Genomic DNA, 19,319 nt, shown 5'->3' with positions numbered 1-19,319 from the left:
CATGAAGCATGCTTCAATCGAAACGTTCTATTCATTTTAAAATGTGATAAGTTCCTACTTCACAGGCTATTCCCGTTCGATCAGACCGTATTTACCATCATTGCGCTTGTAAACTACGTTGACTTCTTCGTTGTCAATATTGGAAAATACAAAGAAATTATGTCCAACCATGTTCATTTGAAGAATAGCTTCTTCCACATCCATAGGTTTCAATAAGAAACGCTTGGTGCGAACGACTTCCAGCTCATCCAATTCTGCATCCTCATCTTCAGCAACAGCCACGCCACCTGCCGGATCTTCCACAAAAAGAGTTTTCAAACTGCCTTCCTGACGGAATTTTCGGTTTAGCTTGGTTTTATGCTTGCGAATTTGCCGTTCAAGCTTGTCTACCACGGCATCAATGGACGCATACATGTCATCGCTTTCGTCTTCGGCACGGAGTACAAGCCCCGGCAAAGGAATGGTTACTTCTACAGTGTGTAAATCTCTGGTTGTGCTTAACGTTACACTTCCATCAGATGTCGGGGGTGCATCGAAATACTTTTCAAGTCTGCTGAATTTCTTATCAACGTAGTCCTTCAAAGCGTCGGTAACCTCGATCTGTTGACCTCGTACTGTTAAGTTCATAGGGCACGCCTCCTTTGCCCCTTCATTATAGCACATATGTTAACGCCAAGTAAAAAAGAGCCCAACATTTCGAAGCTATTTTACAAAGTTCTTCTTTTTTCGATAAAACGCTTCCGATAACGTCATTCTTTGAAAAGGTCATGTTTAAAATTAGCTCATGGAACCTGGACAGTCATTGACACTGGCTTACACCAAGTGACCGTATCGGAGACGCCTCCATCCGGCTACATCGGAAATCAAGCTGCCTTGCCTACTCGTTTACGTTTTCTGGAGGAAGAGCCGTATCAGGCACATTGACTACGAATACCGTTACGATCCCAGTTGTATTCCCACTGCTCGAATTAGTGAAAAAGGTGAACACCACCGATGCCTCTGTAGGTGACACACTCACATTCACCATACAGATTACAAACAAAGGAGCGATCCCAGCGCAGTATCCGTTGCCGCAAGGAATGATTTATGTACCCAACAGCCTTACTATCCAAGAGAAAGCACAGCCAGGCGCTAATCCCGGCACAGGTACCACGCTCCCGGATATTGCACCAGGTGAGACGCTCACCCTTACGTTACAGGCTTAAAACCGTGAAGCACCTGCAGATGGAACATTCAGCAACCAGACTACCATCGCATATACCTTACGTCGTAGTGGAGGAGAGACCATCCAGGAAACCGCCCAATCCAATACGGCCGGCGTGACCGTCATTGCAGCCATCCCTAATCTTACACTTAACTCCAGCGCTCTGGTGTCGGACAAGAAGATACCCTGTCCTTCATCGTCCATGTAGAAAACATTGGCAGCACTCCCCTAGAGGAGCTTTTGCTCACTGTACCATTCGCAGCCGAAGATTTCATTTTGCTGCGAACTGTCACCGTGAATCCTGTGTCACTTCCGCATCCTAAGCTACTCCAAGGTATCCCGTTAGGCCAGCTTGATCCAGACCACAAAGCCGTCATCGTCTTTTCCTTCGACATCAATTCCGCTATACCAGACGGAAGCATAGAGAAACAATCTGCCTCCTCCAATACCATTTTTGTGGAGATGGCTCACTTTGACGGTTCTGTAGAGTAAATGTTCTATTGTTTTGAGCTCCTTACCACCAGGTAAGGGGCTCTTTTTATGTATTTACACATAAAAAAGCCCTGGAATATATTCCAGGGCAGTTGCTAGCGCGTTATCCATTGCTAACCATCTTACCAATTATGTAGGTCGGCTATGCCGGGGATGATTATAATTTGGTTACGTTAGCGGCTTGTGGTCCACGTGCGCCTTCGACAATGTCGAACTCCACGTCTTGTCCTTCTTCAAGTGTTTTGAAGCCTTCTGTTTGAATTGCGGAAAAATGTACAAATACGTCGCCGCCGTCAGCCGTTTCAATGAAACCATAACCTTTTTCTGCGTTAAACCATTTTACTTTACCTTGCATGCACTAACATTCCCTTCGTCATCAAATGAAGTGAAGCTCTCGCCCACATTTCCGACTATACCACCCAAAGTTATCCATTGTCAATTGGAATTGATAATGTTTTCATGTATAGTTATTCCATATATAATACAATGGGTAAATAGTCAACAACTTTGTTCATTGAAACATCAGAACTTGAACTAAAGTAGACTTACTAATCATATTTTAAACTACATTTTAGTGCCTGAAACGATAAATTGATAGATTTTTTTGTATGTGTCCTTTCTTTTCGTTTAAACTCAATTAAGGCTTTACAAATGTTAAAAAGCTCTCGTCCACACAATAAAACGTGTTGGGCGAGAGCTTTTTAAATTTATTTCCTACGATCCATCAGAAAGCTATCAGGCGTATAGTTAGATTCATAAGCACTGCGTTGCGATTTGGCCATATTTCTTTGGACAAGCCAATTTTGGGCTTCCTGTTTTAGCGATTGCATGTGCTGATCAATTAATGCATCATGACTTAGAATAGACTCTAATTTCTGTTTTTGCTCTTCTGTCATGGGCGAATTTTCCAAGGCATTCAGCAATTTATCCACCTTCATTTGACGAACTTCGACAAAAATCTCAACTTCCTCGTAATTTGTCTCATTCAGTCGAATGATAAATTGTTGGGTTAGTTGCTCCAATTGGGATAAAGCTTCATTAATCATAGCTTACTGTTCCGAAGATAATGACATACCTGCTGTCAGCTTGTTCACTGCAATCCAAGTTTCACGCAGTTCTTGCAGATAACCCAAAACTTCTTCACCTGACTCAATCTTTTTCTTGATATTCGTTTGAATCAATAAATAGTTCATATACTCATATAAAGCATATAAATTTTTGGAAATGTCATACGAGTAGTTTAACGTAGACATTAACTCACTAATAATGGTTTGTGCTTTGCCCAGGTTGATGTTTGCTTTAGCAATATCATTGGACGATATTCCTTCAAGACCTGCCTTTATGAACCGGATAGCACCATCATACAACATTATAACAAGCTGCCCCGGCGTTGAGGTCTGCACCGAAGACTGTTTATATTTTTCATAAGGAGATGAGATCAAACGAATCACCCTTTTCTAGACTATTGTAAAAAGCTTGTCAAACTGGACGACTGTGACTGGTACTTATTCATAGCCGATTCCATAGCTGAGAACTGCTTGTAATAACGAGTTTCAGCATCTTTAAGCCTGCTTGATAGATCTGTAATACGGCTATTATAGCTTTTTAATTGATCTCCCATTATGCTTTCTGTTTTAAAGGTCATGCTGCCATTTGTATCAAATTTTGATGTACCTGCTTTTTTTACAATCATGTCTAACGTAGTATCAAGCTTACTTCTTAGTTCACTATAGATTGGCTTGCTGTTTACATCCGCAGCCGACCCTTTGAATATATTCATAACCTTATCCGGATTTGTCGTCAAAGCAGCCTTCAGCTTCTCTTCATTAATTTGTAATTTACCATTTTCGAAATATTGACCTGTAGTAATACCAACCGAACTTAAATCGCCTAATTTACTGGAAATAACCATACGCATAGAAGACACAGCAGAACTTAAAATGGAGTCATTTTTAAGAAGGCCACTTTTCGCCTTTTCTTCCCACTGCTTAATTTCATCTTCTTTCATATCTTTCCTCTGATCGGCTGTCAATGGAGGAAAATCGCGATACTTTTGTTCACTTAGTTTCTTATTAAATGTACTTAATAAGTCATTATAAGTATCTACAAAAGATTTAATGGTCTCCATAGCTTTTGTTGGATCTGATTGGGTTGTTATTTTAGCTGGTCCAGTGGTTCCCGTGGTCTCTAACAGAGTCAGTGTCACTCCATTAACGATAAGGGAATTCTTATCAGGATTATAAGTTTTAGAACTCGAATCCGCAGTATTCGTTACTATAACTTCTCCTTTTTCAGCCGCCTTTACATCTGTAGAACTAATTTGGAATAAATCCATAAGCGTACTGCTTTTAACCTGCTTATCCGCACCTGTTAATTTAATATTATTGCTATCCCCATAGTCTTTAGCTGTAATGGAGAACTTGCCACTTATTTCATCAAAGGTCGCTGTTACGTTCGCCCCTTCTGAATTGATACGGGCCATCACTGTAGATATTGTATCGGTTTTAAGAAAAGTGATTGTTTTGTCATTGATATTTAACTCATAAGTATCTGACGCACTACCACCTGCAATTTGCTCCAATGTGGTACTTTTAGTAGCATCTGCCGTACTGCTGCCGGCAGTACGTAGGCCTGTAGAGGTTTGCATATTAGATTTTGTTGCTAACTTGTTAACGACTACAGACATAGGTGTAGAGCTAGCATCAGCATTAGCATCCGCTTTAATAGCCGTTGTATTACCAGTTATCGTTGATTTCTGAGTATTCATTTCACCTGAACCGCTCATATCGAACAATTTTTGTCTAAACTGAACGATTTTGGTGTTTAATTCGCGATAACTATCTCTCGTCCATTCCAATGTTTGTTTTTGCTGATTCAACTTGTTAAGTGGTACCCTTTTTGTAGTCATCAAGGACGTAACCATGCTATCTATATCCATTCCTGAGAAACCGTTTATACGCATCTCAATACCTCCTTATACTTTTTCATCTATAAGTATTCCAGCAATCTCCATCATCTTAGCCACTAAATCTAGGGTCTTTTCAGGAGGAATCTCCCGGATCAATTCCCCGGTATCCTTATTAAGGACTTTGACCAAGATTTGATGTGTTTTCTCATGCACACTCATTTCCAACGTGGTTGTAGGTCCCTGAAGAGCCTTAACCGCTCGATCTATCGCCTTAATGAGCTGTTCATCTCCCATGGAGAATGAAACTCCCTGCCTTTCAAGCTTGCTTAACTCTGAACCACTTTTCACGGCTTGTATTAGTTGGCTGTCCTGATGAGCTACAGAATCGCTATGTTGACTTATCCCGTTTGTATTGCCACTCACCGCATTCGTTGAAAGAGAAAACTGTAGATTCATCTTGCAACCTCCGATGGGATTATTTATTATATTTATCGGTTAGACTTTGTAGGTTATGAAGAGACATGAATAAAGTATAAACACAACTAATGAATAATTTTTCTTAAATACAACAAATTCCCCCTATATTAGGCTTCTACTCTTTACAGTCTGATGTCTTTCTATTTTTAGTTTCTCCATAGAACAAATTATCTAAATAACCTCTTAAAAATAAAGTTAACTTTTTGGCTCCTTCTTTATTCAAATGTGATGCATCATAAAAATCCGTGTCCATGAATTTATCAGATTCAAATAAATCTATTATATGAACATTGAACTCTTCTAAGATCATTTCTACATTTTTTTTGAATTCTTCCTTTATACGCGGAGGAAAAAATTGGTGATAATATTTACTGACTGGACACACCAACAAAATAGGTTTTATATTATTCTCTTGCAAAATATTGAGCATCCCCCTCAATATCCCTTTATTATAAACTACAGTAGTAGGGTAATCCTTTGCACCGTCTCTGTACGCAAGATATTTACCATTCTTCATATCATCTTCGCTCATTTGTCGCTTAACAAAGTTTTCCCACCTTGTTTCACTTACAACTTTAAGAATATTGTAAATATTTTCAATAAAATTGGGTTTAAAAATCTTATCAACGTTTTCTTGGAACTCGATTGCACTGTATTCATCCTCAAGATTATTCTCACTTTTGAATAATGAAGAATATACATTAACCCGATTTTTCAAGCTGCTTTTAGATAAATCATACTCAAAACTGTAATAACTAAGTCCTATAAATGCAAACTGAAATTCCATTTCTCCTACAATAGATTTAATCCACTGATGGTCATAGTACAAATCTTGACTTGAAACTGCTAAATTTACTACATTGTATGGCTGTATTTCATTCACATCTACACCAACTTCAGCGTAAGATAGTCCAGTAATAAAACCATTCATTTTGTTATTATCTATTTCATACAACTTCAAATCATCATAAGCTCTAAATATCTCAAAATCATAGTTAGTTTCTAAAAATCGCTTTAAATTAACAATTTCAGAAATACAGTCACAGGAATAATTGTCAGTTATAATTAAAAACTTAACACATATTTCTTTTACATCCTGTGAATTCAACACAGGGATATCATCAATAAATTTGCCTATATAACTTGGTTCATCAGAAATAAATGCCACTATTCTAACTTTCGAAAAATCAATTAAATCAATAATCTTCGAAGAAATGAGAGATATACCGCTAATAATAATACTCTTCAGCCCTGTAGAGTTATCAATTTCATTAGTAAGTTCATTTTTCAAGCCAATGAATTTAGGAATCAATTCCTGATTGTATAACGTTCTGATTATTTCTGAATTATCAGTCTCATATGCTAAAATAATTTTTTCAAACACTTCACTAATTTGTCTGAAAAAAGCATCTAAATTCCCATATATATTCATGTAAACATGGTTATTTAAGGTATCATTTAAAGTTACAAATCCATCAACTAAAGCATTTATATTATTTATAATCTGATCTTTGAATACACCTTTTTTCATCTGTCTTTGTGTTTGCAACATAAGAACCACAAGTTCCATCGCTAAATTTTCTAATTCATATAAAAGATTAGACTGTTCTGACACTGAGGATCTTTACCTCCTTTTCATACATAAAATCTATTCCAATACCCATAAAGCAAGAGGGAATTTCTGTTTAATCCTCTGTTTAATATTACTGGCACTTATGTGATCATCAATTTTTTCTGATAATATATAACATCTTTCATATGAACTATACTCGGGGCAAAGATCCAAAAGTTTGGTATAAAAGAGTTGTGTATCTTCGAAATAATTTAACTTAAAACATACATCTCCTAGCAATTGTATAACCTTTAGATTATTAGGATTAGTCTCAAATAATTTAACTAACAAATCAATGGCTACTTCATCAAATCCAAAATTGACCATCTTTTGTATCACATCGTATTTGAAATCCAGAGAACCTACCCATACATAATTCAGAACATGCTGAAAAATTTCATATTCTTGAAGTACAAGCAAATGCTCAATCATTTTCATTAAAATACTTTCCAAATGAGATGAAAATTTTTGATTTTTTATATCTTCACTTAAAATGATATTCTGAAGCAATTTCGCCTCTTTTATGCTTAAGTTTAGGAAAGGTTGGGCAAACCCGAATAACTTCATGTCTTTTAAGATCAAAGAAAGTAGTAAAATATCTTCGCTATTTTCCTCAGTATAACACCCCATTTTTATCCATAATAATTTCGCCTTCTCATATTGCTTAGCATATTGAACAGCTATTACGCTTACTTTTTCTTCAACCTTAATTTCATATTCATTTAGATATCTATTTAAAAGAGGATGTCGCAAAACATAAAGTACTTCGAGCAAACGCTCAAGCTCTTCAACTGTGGAAATTCCGTAGATTTGATTAAAATTCTCATAAACCTCTTCAAGGGGAATATTAGCCATAGTAACTATTTGGAAATATTTTGATACCCCTGCCATAAAGCTCTTTTTTGCACGTACCGTCTCTATAATTTGCTCATAGCTTTCTGACGCACGATAGGTCTTCTCATAGACTTCTGCTAACCGATAACGGGCCATATACCCACCATTACCTTCAGTAATAGTTATTCCTTGATCACCTATTTTTAGACAAGTTTCAAATGAATTGATCGCATCTTTAAAATAACCTAGCTCTAAAAAAAGAAGTGCTTGCATATGCCATAAATCAGTTTCGTTGGGAAACAAGATTATGGCATCATTAAGTATCTTTAATGCCTCTGGTTCTCGTTTTAAACTTGATAAACAATGAGCTAAATTTGTCAGAAGATCAGGCATGATCGTTAAATTTTTACTTAACGGATAAGCTCTTTGCAAATATTGGATAGCCTTTTCATATTCTTCATTCCATTTATAAGTTCTTCCCATGTTAAATAAATTATAAGCATTAGGATTTTCTTCTACTTCCTGTAGCATAAGAGGAAGATTTCTATTTTTTTTATCCCTTCCTTCCATGATTTCATCTGTGTACCCTGTATGATGTAATACAGATTCGCCCAAACCATTCGAGTAGGTTTTACCTTCAGCCAATATATTTAGATGCTCATGAAGACGGTTTTGAAAAGAGAGTCCTTTACCATTGGCAAAAAGTCGTACAGCAATATGAGCTATTTGACGTCCCTGAGATAGAACATTGTGGATTTTCAAAAAGTACCAATCTTTCTCTGTAGCAATATCTTTTTGCAAATTCGAATTCGTATCCAAGTACTCATCTGCATCCATAATTAAGATATAATCGGTGGTAGCATATTTAATAGATTCATTTCTCGCCGCTGAAAAATCGTTTATCCATTCAAAACTATATACTTCACTAGTATATTCTCTAGCGATATCGATAGTATTATCTGTAGAACCCGTATCAACGATTACGATTTGATTTACTATATCCTTAACGCTGTCCAAACACCGTCTTAAAAACTGTTCTTCATTTTTCACAATCATGCATAATGCAATTGTTTTAGACATAAGTTTTTCCCTTCACCTTAGAATAATACTATTACTCTTTATATCGGTTACATACCAAAGAGTAGTTAGTATTAAGGAAAAGCACGCCTGTTGATTAACCAATAAATGCAACAATAAAGGGCGCTCTTTTCGAGCAAATGGTAAGTATCACCCAACCATTTCGAAAAGAGGCACCTCATGAATAGGCCTATGCATTTCAAATGTTGGTACAATCCGTTTTTCAAAAATAGGAAATTGAGCAACTGGTGAGGAAATTGAACTACGAAGAAACAACTCGTCAGTTTTCGGCTTTTGAGTTGCTTCATTACTGGATGCAGGCTGCCTTTGAATAGTGGAAAGGCTACCGTCCTGGTGTCGATGGTGCATTACCAAGCGGAAAAAGGATCTCAGCTGCCAACTCGGGACGGCACAATATCATTCGACGCGTGGGAGATCTTTGACGATGGTCACGGTCATGAATCCGTGTCGTAACCAGCCTGATGATCCTGGCGGTCGAAGAAGTGGCAACGATGGACCCGTGAGAGAAGCGTTGGCTCAGGCGGACTATATTTTGGTGATGGATCGTGCTTGATCCAATGAATTATGCTACTTATTTTGGTTATTTAACAGGGTGAAGGAACACATAAAAATAAAACCCCTTCGCCTAAAAAGGCGAGGGGGTTTATGAAACCAAGGGATGTATTAAATCCCTGTTTAGTTGCATTATTAATCTTAACGAAGCAATTGAAGCACAGCTTGCGGTTGTTGGTTTGCTTGAGCCAACATTGCTTGGGAAGCTTGAGCAAGGATGTTGTTCTTTGTTTGATTCATCATTTCTTTTGCCATGTCTACGTCACGAACGCGGGATTCAGCAGCAGACAAGTTCTCGGAAGTAGTTCCCAGGTTGTTGATTGTGTGCTCCAAACGGTTTTGGTTTGCACCAAGTTTAGCACGCTCAGAGGAAACTGTTGCAATAGCTGTATCCAAGGATGCAATCGCAGCATTCGCACCTGTTTGAGTAGAAATATCAACCGCATCAATTGCCAAGGATGTAGCACCCATGTTACCAATTGACAATGTAATTGCTTGGCCTGTGTTAGCACCAATGTGGAACACTGCGCTACTGATTCCAGCACCATCCAGCAATTTTTTAGTGTTGAATTCAGTATCAGTGGAAATACGATTTACTTCTTTTCTCAATTCTGCCACTTCTTTTTGAAGCTCTTGACGGTCAGCATCAGTATTCGTATCATTTGCAGACTGTACGGACAATTCACGAACACGTTGCAGAATGCTGTGTGTTTCGTTCAGTGCGCCTTCAGCTGTTTGGATCAAAGAAATGCCATCTTGTGCATTTTTGGAAGCCATATCCAAACCACGGATTTGACCACGCATTTTTTCGGAAATTGCCAAACCAGCAGCATCGTCACCAGCACGGTTAATACGAAGACCAGAAGACAGTTTTTCGATTGCTTTGTTTGTGTTAGAAGTATTTGTGTTCAATTGACGGTGAGTGTTCATTGCAGCGATATTGTGATTGATAATCATTTTAAATTTCCTCCCTGAAGGTAAATGTCCCACATCCATGTGGTTTATTGTTGTTACAGCTATCCGTTGAAGTCGGCCGCCCCTCCGCAATAGCTTGTACTATATATATCGACATTCTCGTCGATCTTTTAATAGCATTTTAGGATTTTTTTTATTTTTCGTTATTTTTATTTATCATCTTGCGCAAAGCATCCAAATTTGACTGCGTATGGGCAGCAGATTCACGGTTGGACTCCTGAATGGATAAATATATTTCCTTACGAAAGATGTCCATCTGTTTGGGCGCTGAAATCCCTATACGCACTGTATCTCCCTCTACTCCGAGCACCGTGACTTCAATGTGATCCTGAATGATAATAGACTCGCCTTTCTTACGTGAAAGTACCAGCATGATTATTCACCTTTCTTTGAACGGATGGTTTGGTCTTCCTTAATGGGTCGCAGTGAATGCTTGGTCTGATACGGAGACTGGTGCAAAACAACCTGCTTGGCTTGCCTATTATCGGGATTGAATACCAAAGGTGCCAATAGATTGATCGTTGAGTTCTCTACCTGCTCATGTAATGTTAGTATGCTGCGAACGACTAAATTAGATTCAATCCCCAGTTCTTCCGCTTCACTATCAGGGAGTTCGAACTCGTATTCAGGATAAAAAATAAAAGGGTCCACTAAGACAAAAGATAGTTCTTTCTGCTGAAGGGACTGGAGATAGTAAAAGGGTGCCTCATTTGGGTCAAGTACCACAAATTCAGTCGTCTCCTCAAATCCCGGAATTCCTTTTTCAAAACGATATATTTCTTTTTCATTAACTTCAATGTCACCCCAAATAGATGTGGATATAATCACTAATATTCCTCCAATATTTAATCAGATATATACATTTCATTACAAAAAAAAGGCTATAGACGGCTTGAACAACTCCTCTATAACCTTAACTTATTTTACATCGCTACATCAATTTCAGGCGGAATATAGGCCACTGATGGATACTGCTGCATATAAATCTCCAGTTTCCCCCGAGTATACTCAATCTCAGGACGATTAACGGTCACATGCATTTCCGATACAGCAGGTGTATATGTAATATCAGGTGCACGTGTTTCAACATGAATATCGACATTATCCATAGACGCTGGACCCCTAAATTCGGGAAGCACATGCGTTTCAGTATCCTCTCCAAAAACATTGGCTACAGTATTCCCAGGAATATGAATCGCCGCCATTCGGTTACCTTGCTCCACTTTATGCGCAAGAGCCTGTAAAAATATCTGTGGCATTCCTGAATAAATTCGATTATTCATCTCAAGGTAATTACCACCGTTATAGGCAGAGAAGGCTGCACTTTGATCTATGGTCAGTTGTGGCTTATACTGGTGAATTTCCAGTTGAGCACGTCGTGTCGTTAATTCCATATCTGCCGAGGGCTGTCGAATCGAATACTGCCCTGGGTCTGCATCAATGTGCAGGATAGCCGGAGTTTGCCGGATCTGAAGCGTCGGAATGATGGACATCTCTCCCCCTCCTTAGACTATCTTAAGAAATCAACTAATGATGCGGATATTATTTTTGCCCCTGCTGACAAAGAAGCATTGTAAATATTCTCTTGGATCTTGGAATTCATTAAAAGCTCGGCGTAATCCGCATCTTCCGTTTTAGACTGCAAATCCGTTAAGTTTACTTCCAGATCGCTCAAACGGCTTTGCATTAGCTCCACACGGTTGGATTTAGCTCCCATTTCCGACCGGACTTTCAGCATTTTATCCACACGTGAATCAATATTAGCTAATTGATCCCCACTCGCTTTAATATCACCACTTGCCAAAGCTGCAGATAGCTGATTAAAAATAGTAAATAAATTATCGGCATCCGTGCTTGTTCCTACGACTTCATTACCGGTAACGTTAATGGGCAAAGCCACATTTTCACCCACTATAAAATTAACATTTCCTGTATCTGTAGCAATGGATGCTGCTCCAGACGTATCATGCGTATTATCGGCATTTAAAGGGAGGTCATAAGGCTTCTTGTCATAGGTCTGACCATTGAATATATATTTTCCGTTCAATTGACTGTTCACAACATCAATCATTTGTTCCTTAAGCTGACCAATTTCTTTGTTAATGCTGTCCAGCGCAGATTGTGGATTAGTTCCCGTAGAGGCCTGTACTGTCAGTTCACGTACTCTTTGCATAATTTGGCCTGCCTGATCCATGACCGTATCATTAAAATCAAGCCAAGACACTGCGCTATCCACATTCCGTTGGTATTGTTCATTTGAAGACAATTCAGATCGGTACCTTAAGGAATACGTAATGCCTACAGGATCATCAGAGGGCTTGTTCAGCTTACGTCCAGTCGACATCTGGTTCTGCGTATTATTCATACGCTCAGAATTTCGATTCAAATTCAGCAAAAGCTGTGAGCTTAGCATATTGTTAGTAACTCGCATAATCATATCCCTCCGTAATTAAATATCCTTGTATATAAAAGCACAAGATATTTAATCCCCATTCTTATCTTCCCACTACACCTGTGGAATTAATTAATTTATCCAATAATTGATCGAATGTGGTCATAAACCGAGCTGCGGCGCTGTAGGCATGCTGAAACTTGATCATATTGGACATTTCTTCATCCAGTGAAACACCACTCACGGATTGGCGCATAGTTTCCACCTGAGATACGAGGGCTGTCGAGTTTTGTGTCTGTCTTGTTGCCTCTTGAGCCTCTATACCCAACTGACCAACCATAGAACTGAAAAAGCTATCAATAGTAGCCGTATTCCCCGTAGAAACAGAAGTGAAATTGTTTAATTTCAAATTGGACATCAGAGATGCCAATGTATTATTACCTTTAACCAATTCCTCAGTAGGAGCAGTGCCTGTTACACGAAGGGATGCTGCAATGGCGTTAGGATTATCTGCTATAGCAGTATTTAACGTGATGTTGCCTGCCGTGATCGTCCCGCCATTATTTGATGCTACAAAAAAAGGTTTGCCTGCGACCATATTACCGTTAGCATCTTTATCCTCTTGGGTATAACCCAGTTGATGCAAACCATTAAGACCTTTAACCGTAACTGTTAAATCCGATTGAAGTGTGCGGTTGGTCCCTGTATAAGTCACTCCGTTCAGTACAGTGCCTTCTGGCAATACCGAGCCTTTAGGTAGCGTTACAGAAATATTACCGGTTGCCAATGTGTTGGCGAGGTTATCCATTTGGGCAGTATAGTCTGCTACAAATTGATCTCTGGAGAGAATCATTCCATGCACTTCGCCACCTTGCAAATCATTGGAGGCAAAAGCAGCTTGTAAAAAAGCGCCGTTAATTCCAGTAGTCGGTGTAAATCCAGCTACTAACGCTTGACCACCCATGTTGACATTGTAGCCTTGATCGGTATCAGTCACCGTTACATTAACGATTTTTGAAATTTTATCGACGATCAAATCACGCTGGTCACGAAGATCGTTAGCGTTATCCCCCAAGCCTTCAATTTTAGTAATTGATTGGTTCAGGTCGGCTATGGAGTTTACATAGCTTTGTAGCTCACTAGACTTAGCCTCCACATTCGAGGTTAAATCCGCAGATAAATTGCTTAACTGTTTACTCATATGATTCATTGCATCAGTCAATGCAAGTGCATTTTCTTTAACAATAGTTCGTGCGGTTACACTTTCTGGGTCTTTGCTTAAATCAGACCAAGATTTATAAAAATTATCTAAAACCTTTCGAATCCCTGTATCGGACGGCTCATTCATAATCTGTTGTAGCTTATCAAGGGTGTTACTTCGAATCGTCCAACTGCCCAGTTCAGTATTTTCTCCACGATACTGACTGTCCAAGAACTTCTCACGAATGCGTTCAATAGCATCAAATTCAACACCTGTTCCCAACTGACCAGGCACATTAGAACGGTTAATACCATATGCTTCCATGGGTATAGAAGCTCTCATCTTAACCGTTTGCCGTGTATAACCTTCTGTGTTGGCATTAGCTATGTTGTGTCCTGTTGTATTTAAAGCTGCCGTTTGTGTAAAAAGGCTTCTTTTAGCTGTTTCTATGGAATGAAATGTGGATGGCACTCTATTTTCCTCCTCGGCTCAAGCCTTAGTGTCGAACAATCCAGGTCGTGCGAGTTGATTACTTTTCTGATCCGGATGCATATAAGTCATCTCCTGATTAGGACGACCTACAAGTAGATCTAACGAGTAATCAATAAACACCAACGATTGTTCGATGAGCTTTTGATTGATTGCATTAATTTCCTTTAATTCTGAAAGAGTGTGGGATAAGCGGCTCTGGACACTGAGGAGTTTGTTCTTATCTTCAGGATCAAAGACAAGGCGTGCCAGCTCGGTTATAGTCAAATTAAGCTGAGACTTAATACCACGTTCACGAAGAAGCTCATACGAAACCTCCATACGAGCTTCCTCCAGCTGCTCCACCATTTTAAGGAGTCTGGATTCCTGGTTCAAATGCTGAACCAGGCTATCCATATCATTTTCCATGACAATCTTTTTTTTGCTTTTTGCTAGTTCTAACAAAATAAGATGCTTTTGATCTAGCTGCTCCAGCACATCAATCAAACGCTCTAAAGGCATATTCCTTCACCTAGCTTTCGGAAGACTGCTTGAAGTAAGGTAACAGCTTCTCTGCAATTTTATCGGCATCCACACGGTAGGTTCCAGAAGCTACTTGCTGCTTAAGCTCCTGAATCTTCTTAACGCGGTCGGCATCACTGCTGCGGTTCAGCATTTCCATTGCTTCCGGAGAAATGGAAACCTCATCCTTGCGACGGGATTTCTTTTGCTCCTCTTGGCGCCCTGTTTCAATATTTCGCTGATAGGGATTAATAGCTCCGATGCGGTTGGTCTCGTTAATTTTCATAACTTCCACCTTCCTTAGTTAATTTGATATGGTCAGAATGTATCAGACGACATAGCGTCGAACATGGTTCGTATTATGCCTTACTTCTTTATTTTGTGCATGGTCGCTAAAAATAAAAAAACCGATAAGCTCTATAAAGATTATCGGCGGTATTTGAAACTTTTTGAATAGCTGAATGCGTTTTTAATTCCCCTGTACTACTTTCCACGAAGTTTATCAATCGCGCTGTAGGTACCTGAGCCCATATCATTACTTTGATCCTGATTACTACTTTCGCGTACAGCCTGATTCAGGTCTTTAGTCAGACGTGTTCGACAAGAATCGCACATATGCCCATCACGAATCGGTATCCCGCATACCTCGCAAGGATAAGTCATATTGGGCGCATTAGCAATGGAAATACGTCCCTCACGTATAAATGTCGTGATTTGTTTAACGGATACACCAGTAGCTTCCGAAAGCTCATGCATATGAATACCCTTATTTTCACGTATATGTTTGACGCAGCGTTCGTATTCAATCTCAATTTCTTTAATACAGTTCTGACAGATACCCCTGACATTCTTAATAAACAGCTTTCCACAGCGAGGACAGTTATCCAAATTCATCCTCCGGAGCGCCCCTTTCCAATTTCCGGTCTTTAATTACTTTTATCCTTACATTACCTTATACCGAAGAGTCTCGTCTATCAAATATTTCAAAAAAAGATTTTTAGATTTTACACAATTGCACATTTTGTACGTTATCATATTAAAAGTATAAGAGGGAATGATCCATCAGCAAAAGTTTCTCTACCTCTATGTGCATTAATATGCAACGACATCAAAATGTAGGAAGCAAATGAATCCTTATAGTTCAGCCTATTGCATGTTGTCTATTTATCGTCAAACATCGCTCCGTATTTTAGATGAAAAATAAAATAAGCGCCATTCCAGTTATTTTCGGGAACAGCGCTTCATTATACAATTAAAATAACTATATATGAATATGAGTAAATGTAGAAATAAAGATCAAGATGAGGGAAAAACCGGGCGAAACAATCCTCTGAAGAATTCATGTTCACCTGTGCCCCGAATGCCATCAAGCATATGCTGTAAATCCGGGGGATCGGCGCCCATACGAATGCTCCGCACATGGAGTGTGGGTATTCATAAATCTCATGCACCTAACATCATCTCAACTTATAAGCTATCTGAAATCAAGCTAGATGCACCATTGGAAATTTGCAGCCCAAAAAAACAAGCTATTTCACAAATAATTATTCAAAAAAGCATTGTTTTAATAGAGGCCTTCCCGTATACTATAGTCAAACGCTTGGTTTAATAAACACATTTTATTATGCATTTATAATGATAATTATTTATTTGTGTTTGTTTGCGGTACTTGCAGTTCTTGACCTACTTTAATCAGGTTGTTGATTTTAACCAATTCTTCAACAGTCACACCATATTTTCCAGCAATAGAAGTCAGTGTATCGCCATCTTGAACATTTACTGTGATTGTATTTACAGTAGCTGGTGTTGTAGTAGTAGCTGGTGTAGTTGTAGCTTGATTGTTGTTCTCAGTAGCTGGTTGAGTTGGTGTTGTAGCTGCTGCATTTTCAGTTGTTTTTGTTCCGTAAACTTTTGCTTCAAATGCTTTTTGTGCTGCTTCTTGTTGTTCTCTCATGATTTGATCTTCCAATTGTTGCTTTTCGTCATCGGAGTGGGATTTAGCCAATACTTGACCTGTTGCTAGCGGACTCAACAAAGATACCGCACCTAAACTAACTGCCAACATGCTAGATATTGCTACTTTTTTCATTACGTTTTTCATGATTTTTCTCTCCTCTTTTTAGCTTTAAATTTTAATTAACTGCTTTACTACTGAGCGAGACACTCCCAATGTCCGCTCTTTTGTCATTAGCTAATCACTTATTACCAATCATGTTAGCTATCAACAGATAGAAATTGTACTCCTCTTTTCCAAAAAAATCAACCTCTAAATTAAAATATTCTATTTTCATCCCTCACTTCCTTACTTTTTGTTTGTCTCTATATTTTTATTATATACCTCTCTCTAGCTCGTTGTCAAATTCTGCTGATTGTACGGTTTAAAAGATTTCTGCTCTATCATCTAATCCTTCTTTTAAGGAAATTATAACCTCATTTTCATAGTTTCAAGCAAAATATCATGAGAAATACTGGAGATTTAGACTTATGATCTTGCTAAAGTCAGGCAAAAAATAGTCAAATGTATTCCTTGCTCTGATGCCTTTTCTCTCAAAACACGTGCACACGCCTGCAAAGTGCTCCCCGTTGTATAAATATCATCTACAAGCAAAACTGTAACGGACTGCTTACTCCCCGTTACACATTGAGATTCAGCTTTTAAAATAAAAGACTTCATCAAATTCGCCATATTAGGGTTGACAGAAAACGCATTATTCATTGTGTTCATGCGTTCCTTTTTTGATTTAAAGCTTTGTTTACCTGTATCTTGTGGACGAGCAAGTAAAGATAAGAAAGGGAGCTTATTCCGTCTAGCAATCTCTTCTGCCAAAATCCGAGCCTGATTGAAGCCTCGCTCTGTCAGCCTCTTCTCACTTACCGGGACACAGGTCACTACATCCACACTCCACAAAGATCGCTTGAAATGAGAATGTTTATGGCCTGCAAACTCATACCTCATCGCCTGATAGGCTCGATTCATGATCTCGCCCAGCAGGGAACCATACTTTTCATTTCCACGATATTTGAACTGTCCAATCCATTCTCTGATCATCGGTGTATAGCTGGTTGCACTCCGATTGCACACATAGTAACGTACTAATCGGTCAAGCCTTACGCAATCCGGGCAAGACGTCGGACGTCCGCAATGAACACAACGAATGTTGTAAACCCAAGGAATTTGAAGCGAACAAGAAGTACAAATCCCGGGGAATTCGGAAAAACGCCCTGTGAGAGTGCCGCAAGCCATACATGTTTGGGACTGGCGATGGAATAACCAATTCAAAAATAGGCGGGTTCTTGGAATCATTCCCATACCAGAATGCACCTTTCTTGGTAGTTTACGTACCGACATTGTTTCAGGTTTCACATTTCCAAAAAAACTTTTTTTATTTAATGCATTTAGTGCTTCACTTCCTTCAGATATCCTTTTTTCCGAGCCAGTGCATTCATGCGTTTAATCTGTCTAATTGCTCTCTTTTGACCACGAGTCCATTGGGGGGATATAAAAATAACACCTCCACACGGGTCATCCTTAGACCTTCCCGCGCGACCGGCCATTTGAACAAGAGAGGCTTCATCAAAAAGGCTACTGTTGGCGTCCAGTATGTACACATCGCTCCGTGGAACAGTCACCCCTCGCTCCAAAATAGTGGTTGTGACCAGCACACGTATTTCAGTAGCTCGAAATAAACGCACCTTAGCGGTTCGTTCTTCATCCTGCGATGAGGTCCCCGCAATAGGTATATCAGGTAATTGTTTAATCAGCAGCTCCACAAGACCCTGAATATGTGAGATTCGTGTCACAAACAGGAAAACCTGTGCTCCACGTTGTATGGATACGCGTAGGCGTTGAATAAAGGATGCGGGAATCCGATCTTTTTGCAGCCAATGTTGCACTGGAGCAGTCCCCAGACGAAATGGGACAGGTAGGGGATGACGATGAAAACGAACGGGAACCTTGGCATGTGGCAGTATGCCGCGTGCAGCCTCTTTCTGTAAGGCATGCGATGGTGTAGCAGACAAATAAATAAACTTGCCTTCTCGCTTACATACTGCTCGTGCAGCAAAGGCAAGCATAGGATCATTGTGATAAGGGAACGCGTCAATCTCGTCAATCACAACCAAATCAAAGGCCTGACGATAACGCAATAGCTGATGTGTCGTTGCCAGTGTCAGCTGTCCCCTTTGCCACCGTTCTGCGCTCCCACCATAGAGCGTCACTATGCTCACATCGGGAAAAGCAATGGCCAAACGAGGGGCTAACTCCAGTACCACATCGCGACGTGGTGTTGCCACAAGCGCCGTTCCTCCGTGGTCCAGCACATATTGCAAGAGCGGAAACATCATTTCCGTCTTGCCCGCGCCCGTCACGGCCCAGAGCAGAAAACGTTCTGCCACGGTAGCGGACCCTTGCCGATCAGCGATATGCTTAGCACCTTCGCCAGGTTTTGGCGAAGGTTGCCCGCTGCGGGCAAGGGTGCTGCCATGCGAAGCGGCAGCACCTGATCCCCGGCGCACAACCATGCCGCGCCGGAAAAACGCCCGTAGCCAACGGCCTTCCGGGCGAGAGCGTCCCCGCACCCCGCC

General features: G+C 39.7%; 24 protein-coding genes. 3 read left to right on the top strand and 21 right to left on the bottom strand.

Annotated elements, in window-relative coordinates; all coding sequences use genetic code 11:
* Positions 1-66 precede the first annotated feature (66 nt).
* Positions 67-627 (bottom strand): ribosome hibernation-promoting factor, HPF/YfiA family, encoded by a 561-nt coding sequence (gene hpf, locus AC6EJC_RS20335; RefSeq protein ID WP_444955523.1) that lies wholly within the window; start codon positions 625-627, stop codon positions 67-69.
* A gap of 293 nt (positions 628-920) precedes the next feature.
* Here hpf and AC6EJC_RS20330 point away from each other — a divergent pair, with 293 nt between their 5' ends.
* The gene (locus AC6EJC_RS20330; RefSeq protein WP_444955522.1) at positions 921-1,205 is read left to right on the top strand and encodes a hypothetical protein; all 285 of its coding nucleotides are present in this window, start codon (positions 921-923) and stop codon (positions 1,203-1,205) included.
* Here the strand turns inward: AC6EJC_RS20330 and AC6EJC_RS20325 are convergent.
* Positions 1,202-1,381 carry a hypothetical protein gene (locus AC6EJC_RS20325; RefSeq protein WP_444955521.1) on the bottom strand — a complete coding sequence of 60 codons (180 nt, stop codon included), beginning with the start codon at positions 1,379-1,381 and terminating at the stop codon, positions 1,202-1,204. The two genes, AC6EJC_RS20330 and AC6EJC_RS20325, sit on opposite strands and share 4 nt — an antisense overlap.
* Before the next feature lie 63 nt (positions 1,382-1,444).
* Between AC6EJC_RS20325 and AC6EJC_RS20320 the strand changes: the two genes are divergently transcribed.
* Entirely contained in the window at positions 1,445-1,696 is a 252-nt protein-coding gene (locus AC6EJC_RS20320; RefSeq protein WP_444955520.1) for a hypothetical protein, read from the top strand.
* A gap of 157 nt (positions 1,697-1,853) precedes the next feature.
* Here the strand turns inward: AC6EJC_RS20320 and AC6EJC_RS20315 are convergent, their stop codons facing one another.
* From AC6EJC_RS20315 to AC6EJC_RS20285, 7 genes are all read right to left on the bottom strand, one after another.
* On the bottom strand, positions 1,854-2,051 hold the full coding sequence (locus AC6EJC_RS20315) for a cold shock domain-containing protein (RefSeq protein ID WP_013373372.1): 198 nt from the start codon (positions 2,049-2,051) through the stop codon (positions 1,854-1,856).
* A gap of 352 nt (positions 2,052-2,403) precedes the next feature.
* Positions 2,404-2,742 (bottom strand): flagellar protein FliT, encoded by a 339-nt coding sequence (gene fliT / locus AC6EJC_RS20310; protein ID WP_444955519.1) that lies wholly within the window; start codon positions 2,740-2,742, stop codon positions 2,404-2,406.
* A 3-nt stretch (positions 2,743-2,745) separates the two neighbouring features.
* Positions 2,746-3,138 (bottom strand): flagellar export chaperone FliS, encoded by a 393-nt coding sequence (gene fliS / locus AC6EJC_RS20305; RefSeq protein ID WP_348620772.1) that lies wholly within the window; start codon positions 3,136-3,138, stop codon positions 2,746-2,748.
* A 20-nt stretch (positions 3,139-3,158) separates the two neighbouring features.
* The gene (gene fliD / locus AC6EJC_RS20300) at positions 3,159-4,658 is read right to left on the bottom strand and encodes a flagellar filament capping protein FliD (protein WP_444955518.1); all 1,500 of its coding nucleotides are present in this window, start codon (positions 4,656-4,658) and stop codon (positions 3,159-3,161) included.
* A gap of 12 nt (positions 4,659-4,670) precedes the next feature.
* The gene (locus AC6EJC_RS20295) at positions 4,671-5,060 is read right to left on the bottom strand and encodes a flagellar protein FlaG (protein WP_340886575.1); all 390 of its coding nucleotides are present in this window, start codon (positions 5,058-5,060) and stop codon (positions 4,671-4,673) included.
* 136 nt (positions 5,061-5,196) lie between these two features.
* A complete protein-coding gene (locus AC6EJC_RS20290) occupies positions 5,197-6,696 on the bottom strand; it encodes an SGNH/GDSL hydrolase family protein (RefSeq protein WP_444955517.1) in 1,500 nt (499 codons plus the stop codon).
* Between the two features lie 33 nt (positions 6,697-6,729).
* The gene (locus tag AC6EJC_RS20285) at positions 6,730-8,607 is read right to left on the bottom strand and encodes a glycosyltransferase (protein WP_444955516.1); all 1,878 of its coding nucleotides are present in this window, start codon (positions 8,605-8,607) and stop codon (positions 6,730-6,732) included.
* A gap of 442 nt (positions 8,608-9,049) precedes the next feature.
* On the opposite strand from AC6EJC_RS20285, the gene AC6EJC_RS20280 reads away from it, so the two are divergent.
* Positions 9,050-9,178 (top strand): hypothetical protein, encoded by a 129-nt coding sequence (locus AC6EJC_RS20280; protein WP_444955515.1) that lies wholly within the window; start codon positions 9,050-9,052, stop codon positions 9,176-9,178.
* Positions 9,179-9,318: 140 nt separating this feature from the next.
* Here AC6EJC_RS20280 and AC6EJC_RS20275 read toward each other — a convergent pair whose 3' ends face one another.
* The 12 genes from AC6EJC_RS20275 to AC6EJC_RS20220 all read right to left on the bottom strand — a co-directional run.
* Positions 9,319-10,134 carry a flagellin N-terminal helical domain-containing protein gene (locus AC6EJC_RS20275; RefSeq protein ID WP_444955514.1) on the bottom strand — a complete coding sequence of 272 codons (816 nt, stop codon included), beginning with the start codon at positions 10,132-10,134 and terminating at the stop codon, positions 9,319-9,321.
* 151 nt (positions 10,135-10,285) lie between these two features.
* Positions 10,286-10,525: a carbon storage regulator CsrA gene (csrA, locus tag AC6EJC_RS20270; RefSeq protein ID WP_029514583.1), complete on the bottom strand. Its 240-nt coding sequence runs from the start codon at positions 10,523-10,525 to the stop codon at positions 10,286-10,288.
* 2 nt (positions 10,526-10,527) lie between these two features.
* Positions 10,528-10,980 carry a flagellar assembly protein FliW gene (fliW, locus tag AC6EJC_RS20265; protein ID WP_444955513.1) on the bottom strand — a complete coding sequence of 151 codons (453 nt, stop codon included), beginning with the start codon at positions 10,978-10,980 and terminating at the stop codon, positions 10,528-10,530.
* A gap of 95 nt (positions 10,981-11,075) precedes the next feature.
* Positions 11,076-11,645 carry a DUF6470 family protein gene (locus AC6EJC_RS20260; protein WP_444955512.1) on the bottom strand — a complete coding sequence of 190 codons (570 nt, stop codon included), beginning with the start codon at positions 11,643-11,645 and terminating at the stop codon, positions 11,076-11,078.
* Positions 11,646-11,662: 17 nt separating this feature from the next.
* Positions 11,663-12,583, bottom strand: a complete 921-nt coding sequence (gene flgL, locus AC6EJC_RS20255) for a flagellar hook-associated protein FlgL (protein WP_444955511.1) — start codon at positions 12,581-12,583, stop codon at positions 11,663-11,665.
* Positions 12,584-12,647: 64 nt separating this feature from the next.
* A complete protein-coding gene (flgK, locus tag AC6EJC_RS20250) occupies positions 12,648-14,216 on the bottom strand; it encodes a flagellar hook-associated protein FlgK (protein ID WP_444955510.1) in 1,569 nt (522 codons plus the stop codon).
* A gap of 18 nt (positions 14,217-14,234) precedes the next feature.
* Entirely contained in the window at positions 14,235-14,735 is a 501-nt protein-coding gene (locus AC6EJC_RS20245; protein WP_190298111.1) for a flagellar protein FlgN, read from the bottom strand.
* A gap of 10 nt (positions 14,736-14,745) precedes the next feature.
* Positions 14,746-15,021: a flagellar biosynthesis anti-sigma factor FlgM gene (gene flgM / locus AC6EJC_RS20240; protein WP_013312286.1), complete on the bottom strand. Its 276-nt coding sequence runs from the start codon at positions 15,019-15,021 to the stop codon at positions 14,746-14,748.
* Between the two features lie 197 nt (positions 15,022-15,218).
* Positions 15,219-15,629 carry a TIGR03826 family flagellar region protein gene (locus tag AC6EJC_RS20235; RefSeq protein WP_444955509.1) on the bottom strand — a complete coding sequence of 137 codons (411 nt, stop codon included), beginning with the start codon at positions 15,627-15,629 and terminating at the stop codon, positions 15,219-15,221.
* A gap of 748 nt (positions 15,630-16,377) precedes the next feature.
* The gene (locus AC6EJC_RS20230) at positions 16,378-16,836 is read right to left on the bottom strand and encodes a LysM peptidoglycan-binding domain-containing protein (RefSeq protein ID WP_444955508.1); all 459 of its coding nucleotides are present in this window, start codon (positions 16,834-16,836) and stop codon (positions 16,378-16,380) included.
* A gap of 381 nt (positions 16,837-17,217) precedes the next feature.
* Entirely contained in the window at positions 17,218-17,712 is a 495-nt protein-coding gene (locus AC6EJC_RS20225; protein WP_444955507.1) for a ComF family protein, read from the bottom strand.
* A 419-nt stretch (positions 17,713-18,131) separates the two neighbouring features.
* On the bottom strand, positions 18,132-19,319 hold a 1,188-nt coding region (locus AC6EJC_RS20220), incomplete at its 5' end, for a helicase-related protein (protein WP_444955506.1).

Source organism: Paenibacillus sp. TY11 (genome assembly GCF_059772165.1).
Note: the sequence above shows the minus strand (reverse complement) of the source record. Positions and strands in the feature narration are given on the sequence as shown.

Bases quoted from the DNA above. Each gene is read 5' to 3' on its own strand.
- hpf (WP_444955523.1), bottom strand. From the start codon at position 627: ATGAACTTAACAGTACGAGGTCAACAGATCGAGGTTACCGACGCTTTG.
- AC6EJC_RS20315 (WP_013373372.1), bottom strand. From the start codon at position 2,051: ATGCAAGGTAAAGTAAAATGGTTTAACGCAGAAAAAGGTTATGGTTTC.
- fliT (WP_444955519.1), bottom strand. From the start codon at position 2,742: ATGATTAATGAAGCTTTATCCCAATTGGAGCAACTAACCCAACAATTT.
- fliD (WP_444955518.1), bottom strand. From the start codon at position 4,658: ATGCGTATAAACGGTTTCTCAGGAATGGATATAGATAGCATGGTTACG.
- AC6EJC_RS20295 (WP_340886575.1), bottom strand. From the start codon at position 5,060: ATGAATCTACAGTTTTCTCTTTCAACGAATGCGGTGAGTGGCAATACA.
- AC6EJC_RS20285 (WP_444955516.1), bottom strand. From the start codon at position 8,607: ATGTCTAAAACAATTGCATTATGCATGATTGTGAAAAATGAAGAACAG.
- AC6EJC_RS20280 (WP_444955515.1), top strand. From the start codon at position 9,050: ATGGTCACGGTCATGAATCCGTGTCGTAACCAGCCTGATGATCCTGGC.
- AC6EJC_RS20275 (WP_444955514.1), bottom strand. From the start codon at position 10,134: ATGATTATCAATCACAATATCGCTGCAATGAACACTCACCGTCAATTG.
- csrA (WP_029514583.1), bottom strand. From the start codon at position 10,525: ATGCTGGTACTTTCACGTAAGAAAGGCGAGTCTATTATCATTCAGGAT.
- AC6EJC_RS20260 (WP_444955512.1), bottom strand. From the start codon at position 11,645: ATGTCCATCATTCCGACGCTTCAGATCCGGCAAACTCCGGCTATCCTG.
- flgL (WP_444955511.1), bottom strand. From the start codon at position 12,583: ATGCGAGTTACTAACAATATGCTAAGCTCACAGCTTTTGCTGAATTTG.
- AC6EJC_RS20245 (WP_190298111.1), bottom strand. From the start codon at position 14,735: ATGCCTTTAGAGCGTTTGATTGATGTGCTGGAGCAGCTAGATCAAAAG.
- flgM (WP_013312286.1), bottom strand. From the start codon at position 15,021: ATGAAAATTAACGAGACCAACCGCATCGGAGCTATTAATCCCTATCAG.
- AC6EJC_RS20235 (WP_444955509.1), bottom strand. From the start codon at position 15,629: ATGAATTTGGATAACTGTCCTCGCTGTGGAAAGCTGTTTATTAAGAAT.
- AC6EJC_RS20230 (WP_444955508.1), bottom strand. From the start codon at position 16,836: ATGAAAAACGTAATGAAAAAAGTAGCAATATCTAGCATGTTGGCAGTT.
- AC6EJC_RS20225 (WP_444955507.1), bottom strand. From the start codon at position 17,712: ATGAATCGAGCCTATCAGGCGATGAGGTATGAGTTTGCAGGCCATAAA.